Source organism: Amycolatopsis sp. NPDC043889, assembly GCF_056435645.1.
In genome coordinates this window covers 1-7,975 of sequence record NZ_JBWKEC010000067.1, presented here as the reverse complement: position 1 = coordinate 7,975, position 7,975 = coordinate 1, and the positions used below count along the sequence as shown (strand labels likewise).

The 7,975-nt window shown below is 68.9% G+C and carries 5 protein-coding genes; all 5 read right to left on the bottom strand.

Translation table 11 applies throughout. The features are described from left to right. Positions 1-2,039: asparagine synthase (glutamine-hydrolyzing) (gene asnB / locus AC0685_RS43340; protein WP_478230839.1), on the bottom strand; the 2,039-nt coding region annotated here is incomplete at its 3' end. 15 nt (positions 2,040-2,054) lie between these two features. Then, entirely contained in the window at positions 2,055-3,785 is a 1,731-nt protein-coding gene (locus AC0685_RS43335) for a Wzz/FepE/Etk N-terminal domain-containing protein (RefSeq protein ID WP_478230838.1), read from the bottom strand. After that, on the bottom strand, positions 3,782-5,062 hold the full coding sequence (locus tag AC0685_RS43330) for a YveK family protein (RefSeq protein WP_478230837.1): 1,281 nt from the start codon (positions 5,060-5,062) through the stop codon (positions 3,782-3,784). Before AC0685_RS43330 ends, AC0685_RS43335 begins: the two co-directional genes overlap by 4 nt. 139 nt (positions 5,063-5,201) lie before the next feature. Further along, entirely contained in the window at positions 5,202-6,389 is a 1,188-nt protein-coding gene (locus tag AC0685_RS43325) for a glycosyltransferase family 4 protein (RefSeq protein ID WP_478230836.1), read from the bottom strand. Further along, positions 6,370-7,686: a nucleotide sugar dehydrogenase gene (locus AC0685_RS43320; protein ID WP_478230835.1), complete on the bottom strand. Its 1,317-nt coding sequence runs from the start codon at positions 7,684-7,686 to the stop codon at positions 6,370-6,372. Before AC0685_RS43320 ends, AC0685_RS43325 begins: the two co-directional genes overlap by 20 nt. Between the last annotated feature and the right edge of the window lie 289 nt (positions 7,687-7,975).

Below are 7,975 nucleotides of genomic sequence, written 5' to 3'. Positions count from 1 at the left end.
ACCCTCTTAGGGGGGAGGGGCCGCCACATGGCACGGGACAGAACGAGCTGTTGGAAGCCTTCCGCGACTGCGCGCCTTTGGGGGGGGGGGGGGGGGGGGTTTGGGGGGAAAACCCAACCCCCCCCCCACGACCCACCTGGCCGAGCGGAAACGGCGCCGCGGTACCAGTACTCGAGGGTCAAGATGTGCCAGAGATGCTTGGACCGGTCCTGCTGCCCGGACGCGTCTTCGTCGACGAGCTTCCGCAGGGCCTCACGACGGAGGAACCCGGCCTTCACCAATTCACCTTCGTTCGTCACCTCGCGCACCAGCGGCGCGAGGTCGCGGCTCATCCAGGCCCGCAGCGGCGCGCTGAACAGGCCTTTCGGCCGGTGCACGATCTCGGCGGGAAGGATGGACAGCGCCGCTTCCTTAAGCGCCATCTTCCCTTGGCGCTTCACGATCTTCCGGTCACCGGGGATCCGGAACGCGGCCTTCACGACCTCGATGTCGACGAACGGTGTCCGCACCTCGGCCGACGCCGCCATACTGGACCGGTCGGTGTAGGCGAGGTTGAGCCCCGGCAGGAAGAGCCGGGAATCGGCGAGGCACATGCGGTTCACGAAGTCCGACAACGTGTTGTCGTGGTAGGTGTCCGCGTGCTCGGTGATCACGTCGTCGACGGCGCCGGCGAGGTCCGGGTTCAGCAGACCGGCGAGTTCGGCCTGGTCGTACATCGTGTAGCTGCGCCGGAACGCGGTCTCCTCGGGCAGCTCCGCGAACGAGAGGAACCGCTTGGCGAAGCGGACCGACCGGAATCCCCGTTTCGACGTCGCCACCGGCAGTCTGTCCACAAGGGACTCCACCGGGCGACGGACGAGGCCGGGAACCCGCTGGTACTGAACGGCGATCTTGTTCGCCAGATGCTTGCGATACCCGGCGAACAGCTCGTCGGCGCCCATGCCCGAGAGCATCACCTTGACGCCTGCCTCGCGAGCGGCGGCGCAGATCAGGTAGCTGTTGATCGCCGCCGGGTCACCGATCGGCTCGTCGAGGTGGTACGTCATCCGCGGCAACAGATCGAGCACCTGCGGCGCGATCTCGATCTCGTGCAGGTCGACACCGAACTTCGCGGCGACCTTCTTCGCGTACATCAGGTCGTCCGGCATCGCTTCGAACTTCGCGTCCTCGGCCCGGAAACCGATGGTGTACGCGGAGATCCCCGGCCGCTCGCGCGCGGCGAGCGCGGTCAGGTAGCTGGAGTCGAGCCCGCCGGAGAGGAACGTCGCGACCGGCACGTCCGCGATCAGGTGTTTGCGCGTGGAGTCCTCGATGACGGCATTGAGGTCGAACTCCCCCTCATACGCGGCCCCCTCTTCGGCGACCTGGCGCAGCGACCAGAAGGTGCCGCGTTCGACGTCGCCGTTCGGCCGGAACCGCGCCCAGCTGCCCGGCGGCAGCTTCTCGGCCTCCTTGAACGCGCAGCGGCCGTCCGGGACCCAGTAGTAGAGCAGGGAAGCGACGAGCGCGGTGTCGTCGACGGTCAGCGAGCCGCCCAGTTCGGCGGCCAGTGCCTTCAGCTCGGACGCGAAGGCGACCCCCTTGCCGCGGCGCACCAGGAAGAGCGGCTTGATCCCCAGCTGGTCGCGGACCAGCACCAGTTCGCCGGACCGCTCGTCGAAGACGCCGAACGCGAACATTCCGCGCAGCCGGTGCAAACCCACGGTGCCCCACGCGCGCCAGGCTTCCAGCAGGACCTCGGTGTCGGACGTCCCCCGGAAGCGCACACCGGCGGCTTCGAGTTCCTTCCGCAGCTCCGGCGCGTTGTACAGCTCGCCGTTGTAGGTCAGCGCGAGCCCGTCCTTGACCATCGGCTGCGCGCCGGTCTCGGTCAGGTCGACGATCGACAGCCTTCGGTGTCCTAAGTGGACATCGCCATCCCCGGCACGATGGTCGTACCTGCCGGAACCGTCGGGTCCCCGGTGGGCGAGTGTCTTGGTGAGCCGATCGGTGAGCGGTCCCCCGTCCGGCCAGAAGTAGGCCCCTGCGATGCCGCACATCTGCTTTCGCTCCCCTTACAAGGCTTCGGCGTTATCCGGTGACACAGGCGAGAATCGTTTGGTCGGCTGATCGGCGTTGTCGTGGTCCTCGGACCGCCGGTACGGCGTCGGCGGATGGCGTCGCGCGCCCTTCTTCTCCTTCGACGGCTCCAGCACCCGCTCGACGGGGCTTTCGGCGGCCGTCTCGACCGGCGCCACCGTCGAGAGACGCCGCACCGGGACGTCCTCGGGGAACATCTCGACCGGCTTGGGCGCGGGCCGCGGCATCTGCCGTTCCGGCGCGACCGTCCGCGCGGGCGCCACCGTCCGCGCGGGGACGGGCAGCGGCTCCGGCACGGCACCGGCGCGACCGCGCAACGCCGTGTGCAGACCGTCCCACAGCGTCCCGTCGGTGTGGTCGCGCGGATCCGGGTCCACCACGACGACGCCGATGATCGGGATCCGCCGATCGGCCAGCTGGCGGGCGACGGTATGCAGCCATTCGGTGTTCGCGTGCCCGGCGCGCACGACGAGGATCGTCTCCTCGCCGAGGAACTCGAGGTCGGTCCACGCCGTGCCGGGCTCGATCGAGCCGACACCGATGCGCCTCTCCGCCGCGGCCATCGGGACGTCGCCGCGGTCCAGCACCTGGATCGGACTTTCGCCTGTCAGCTCGCGGAGGTTCGTCTTCGGCAGGTCGTCGACGAGCGAGACCGGCCCCTTCCCGGCCAGCTCGCGCGCCATGTCGACGGCGAGCGCGGCGGTGACCTGGCGGGCACCGAGGTCGAGCAGCGACACCGAACCGTTTTCCCGCCGAACGGCGCGGACCAGTGTCGTCGCGACCCGCTGCCGCCGGGTCGCCGCGCGAGAGCGCCGCAGGAAACGCGGTGGTTTGGGCAGCTGCGCGATCACAGAGGCGCCGAGGTGCTGCGAGATCTCGCGGCGCAGGACCGGCCGGTCCTTCACCACGCTCGTGACGGCCGCGAGCCCGAGCCCGGCGAGCAACCCCAGCGCCAAGCCGATCCCGGCGTCGGTGGCGAGGGTCTTGAGCAGCGAACGCGGCGGGATCCGCGGCGCGTCCACGATCTGCGTCCCGGCGGCGACCTTCGGCGTACCGATGCCCGCCTCCTGCGCTCGGCCGTCGTAGTCGGAGATCTTGGACGTCAGCTCCGCGCGGCGCGAGTACAACCGCTCCAGCTGCGCGGGGTTGGCGTTCCGGCCCTTGGCCTCTTCGGCGATGATCGACGCTTCGATCGGGGTGAGCTCCTCCTGGGCCTGGTTGCGCTGGTCGAGCAGGGCCTTCTGCTGCGCCGCCGCGGCAGCCTGGTTGCGGCCGACGTACTCGGCGATGAAGGCGTCGGAAATCGCCTGCGCGCGGGCCAGTGCCTCGTCCTCGGTCTTGCCCTTGACCGTCAGCTGGAGGACGTTGTTCGTCAGGCCCAGCCCTTCGTAATCCTTCAGGAACTCCTCCGGCGCCTGGGTGCTGTTCAGCTTCTTGAGCGCCTCGGTGGCGATCTTCGTCGTCTGGAGCACGGCGACGTCGGTCCGCATCAGCGTTCCGCTGTCGGTCGGCGAGTCGTCGGGGTGGATCACGAGGATCTGTGCGACCGCGGTGGGCGGCGGCGGCAGGAGCATCGCGACCAGCCCGCCGGCGATCAGCCCCAGCAGGGCGGTGGCCACCCACAGGCGACGTCGTCTGCGTACCGAGACGACCAGCCGCTGCAGGTCGATGAGCGGCTCGGACTTCGCTTTTTCGGCGCTGGTCACGCGGTACCTGCCAGTGCTTCGTGGTCGGACGGGGTGGGCGTACCGGGGCGGGCGCGGGTCGGCCGGACCGGGCGGATCAGCACGGTGCCCACCGTGGCGAGACCGGCGTCGGCGATGGCTTCGGCGATCCCGACCAGCTCCCACGCGGACCGGGAGCCGACACTCGCCACGACGAGGACTCCTTCCGCGTCGGTGTCCGCGACGACGGGCCGCGCCGGGGAAACCTTCACGACGGTGAACCATCGGACGGCGAGAGCGGCGAGCCGTTCGGCGGCCGCCTGCCCGGCGGTATCGCCGTGCGCGGCGACCACGAGCAGCCGCCGGTGCGGCAACTGGGAGATCAGCCGCTGGTACAAGGCGTCGGAGTCGATCTCGTCGGCGAAGACGTCGACCCGCGGGACGTTCCACGGCCTGTCGTCACGGAGGAGCTTGGCCCGCAAGGTGGTGCGCGCCGGCGGCTGCTCCACGGCGTCGAAGGTGGCCAGCACCGGGCCGCCGATCGCCGCGGCGATCTCCTCTTCGTCCCGCAGCCGCCGGTCGGTGCGGGCGGTGAAGAGGTGACCGAACAGGCCGATGAGGAAGAACAGCGCCGCGCCGCCGAGGGCGAGCTGCGGGAGCGTGGGTGCCGCCGCCGAGGTCGGCAGTTCGGCCGAGCCGAGGACGACCATGTTGCCGAGGCCGCTGGCGGTGTCGGCCGCGTTCAAACTGGACATCGCCGACTCGATCGACGAGCGCAGGCCCTGCAGTTCGGTGCGGAGCTGGACACTCTCGACGGTCGTCTTGCCTTCGTTGACCTTCGCGGAGAGTTCGCTGATGCGCTGGTTCGTCTGCGTGACCTGCTGTCGCAGTGTCTCCCGGCGTTCCTGCGCCAGCTGGACCGCGGCGTCCCCGGAACCGGCGATGATCTGCGTCGAGTACTTCACGAACTCGCTCGCGATCCGGTCGGCCATCCGCTGCGTCTGTTCGGCGGTGTCACCGGTGGCCTCGATGGTGATGACATTGCCCTGTGCGACCGACGTGGCCACCTTGTCCCGCAGATCGGCGCCGGTCTCGCCGTCACCGAGTCCGGCGGCGGCCCGGTCGAGCACGACCGAACTGGTCGCCACCTCGGCCTGGGTGAGCAGTTCGTCAGCCTCGCGCGGGCCCTGCAACAGCACGCTGGACGTCGTCCGGTAGCCGGGAGAAAGGATCAGCGACGATCCCGCGCCGACCAGGGCGCCGAGGAGGGCGAGGACCACGAGGGTCCGCCACCTCCCGCGCAGAACCTGTCCGATCATGGACAGGCGCACCGTATCGTCAGTCAAAGCCGGGGTCTCCCATCGGTGCGTGCGGGTGCAGCATCAATCCCGTCGGAGCGACCGCGATGTTGGTTACAGGATTGCCCGAGTCTTGTTCAAAACGCGACCGGGAAGTCGATCACCGGACCGCGGCCGCATAGGCCGCGAGCAGGGCTTTCTGAGAGTTCTCCCAAGAGAGCGGACCGGCGACGCGCGCCCGCCCCAGCTCGCCCATCTCGGCCCGCTGTTCCGGCGAGTCGAGCAGATGCGCGATCAGCTTCGCGAACTCCGGCTCGTCGTTCGCCGGCGCGTACAGAGCGGCCTCCCCGGCCGAAACGCGGGCCTCCCGCAGTTCGAAGGAGACGATCGGACGGCTCATCGCCATGTACTCCATGATCTTGTTCATGGTCGACACGTCGTTGAGCGGGTTCAGCGGATCCGGCGAAAGGCAGACATCGGCCGAGGACAGGTAGCGCAGCAGGTCCTCGTCGGGGATCCGGCCGGTGAACTCGACCTGGTCGTCGAGCTTCAGTTCCTTGGACAGCGCCACCATGGCGTCGAAAGCGTCGCCGGAGCCGATGAACACGGCGTGCCAATCGGTGCGGCCGACCTCGTCACGCAACGACGCGAGCGCGCGCAAGGCGTAGTCGACACCGTCCTGCGGGCCCATCACGCCGAGGTACGCCAGCAGATGCGGCTTGCCCTTCTTCAGCTCGGGCTCGACCGGCACCTGATGGAACCGCTCGACCACGGGCGCGCTGCGCACGACGAAGACGTCGTCCGGCGACTTGCCGCCGCGCTTGACGGCGACGTCCTTGTAGCTCTCGTTGGTCGCGATGACGACGTCGGCCGTCTTGTACGTGCGGCGCTCCAGCGCGCAGACCGCGCGGTACAGGAAGTCCTCGCCGCGATCGAAGCGCGAGAGGTACAGCTCGGGGCAGAGGTCGTGCTGGTCGAAGATGAACTTCGCGCCCTGGCGCTTGAGGTACAGCGCGACGAGGAACAGCAGGTCCGGCGGGTTGCAGGCGTGCACGACGTCGACCCGGCCAACCTTGCGGGCGAGCCGCAGCGTGTGCCACAGCGCGGAGCCGTACTCCTGGACGTACCCGGCCGGACCACCGGTGGCGGCCTTCAGCGGGTACCGCAGGATGTGGACACCGTCGATGGTGACTTCGGCTTCGGTGTCCCGCTTCGTCCCTTGTGGACAGATGACGTGGACTTCCCAGCCGGCGTCGCGAAGCGTCTGGCACTCCTGCCAGACGCGGCGATCGAAGGGGACGGACAGGTTCTCGACGAGGATGAGCGCTTTACCAGGCAAGACCGACATATCCCTCTTCAGCCCGGCGACGGTCGGCGTCGGGTACGCGGACGAGATCGACGATGGTGTGGCCGCCGCCCGCCGGGAGGGCCGCGAGGACCTCCGGGTCGGTGCAGCCGATGAGGCAGACTTCGGCGTGGTCGACGACCTCGCCGATGGAGCCGGCGAGCAGCTGGCCGAGATGCGGCAACCTGCCCTCGATGTACTCGCGGTTCGCGCCGATCAGCCGCGAAAGGCTGACGTTGGCGTCGTAGATGCGGAGGTCGTATCCCTTGCCGAGCAGGCGCTCGGCGAGTTCGACGAGCGGGCTCTCGCGCAGATCGTCGGTGCCGGGTTTGAACGACAGGCCGAACAGTCCGACCTTGCGTTTCCCGGTGCGCGCGACCAGGTCGAAGGCGCGCTGGAGGTGTTCGTCGTTGGAGGGCAGCACGTGCGACAGGATCGGGACGGCGACGTCCGCGCGGTGCGCGGCGTAGACCAGGCCGCGCAGATCCTTGGGGAGGCACGAGCCGCCGAAAGCGAACCCGGGGCGAAGGTAGGCGGGGCTGATGTTGAGCTTGCGGTCGGCGAGGAAGACGTCGATCACCTGATGGGAGTCGAGCCCCAGCGCGCGGCAGATGGCGCCGAGTTCGTTCGCGAAGCCGATCTTGAGGCCGTGGAAGGAATTGTCGGCGTACTTCGTCATCTCGGCGACCGGGATCGGGACGCGGAAGACCTCGCCGGGAAGGCCTTCGTAAAGCGCCGCGACGACGTCGCCGCTCGCCGCGTCGAGCTCGCCGATGACGGTCTTGGGCGGGTCGAAGAAGTCCTTGACGCTGCTCCCCTCGCGCAGGAACTCGGGGTTCACCGCGACCCCGAAGTCGACGCCCGCCGTGCGGCCGGACGACTTTTCGAGGATGGGGACGAGCAGATCCAGGCAGGTGCCGGGGAGCATGGTGCTGCGGAAGACGACGGTGTGTCTTCGCGTCTTGGTCTTGAGCGCTTCGCCGATTTCCTCGGCGACGCGCTCCAGGAACGCCGTCGACAGGCTGCCGTTCGGCGCCGACGGGGTACCGACGCAGATCAGGGAGACTTCGCTGTCCGCGATCGCCTGTCTTACGTCGGTCGTCGCTCTCAGCTTGCCCGTGGCGACGACCTCCGCGGTCAGTTCCCCGATCCGCTCTTCGACCACCGGCGCCTTGCCGCTGGAGACGAGTTCGATCTTCACCGGGTTCACGTCGACCCCGACGACCTCGTGCCCGCGTCCGGCGAGGCACGCCGCCGACACGCAACCGACGTAACCGAGCCCGAAGACACTGATCTTCATGACGAATTCCTCCAGCCGCATTCCGCTGCCCATTGGTCGGCGAGAGGACCGGGTTCGTTACCGGTGTCCGGCATTCGCCTGCTTTTGGCGGAACGCCTGTGCGGCAAGGGAATCACTCATCGTCCGCAGGGCGCGAAACGCTACAGGAAGCGCGTAACGATCTCGTGAGCGTTCAGGCGGCGGTGGCGCGTGGGTCGGGTTGGTCGTGAGTGGCGTTTCTGGTTTTCCCCCCAAACACCCCCCCCCCACAACCCCACCCCATTTTCCCCAAGCCACGCCTTTTTTTCCC

Bases quoted from the DNA above. Each gene is read 5' to 3' on its own strand.
- AC0685_RS43325 (WP_478230836.1), bottom strand. From the start codon at position 6,389: ATGTCGGTCTTGCCTGGTAAAGCGCTCATCCTCGTCGAGAACCTGTCC.
- AC0685_RS43320 (WP_478230835.1), bottom strand. From the start codon at position 7,686: ATGAAGATCAGTGTCTTCGGGCTCGGTTACGTCGGTTGCGTGTCGGCG.
- AC0685_RS43330 (WP_478230837.1), bottom strand. From the start codon at position 5,062: ATGATCGGACAGGTTCTGCGCGGGAGGTGGCGGACCCTCGTGGTCCTC.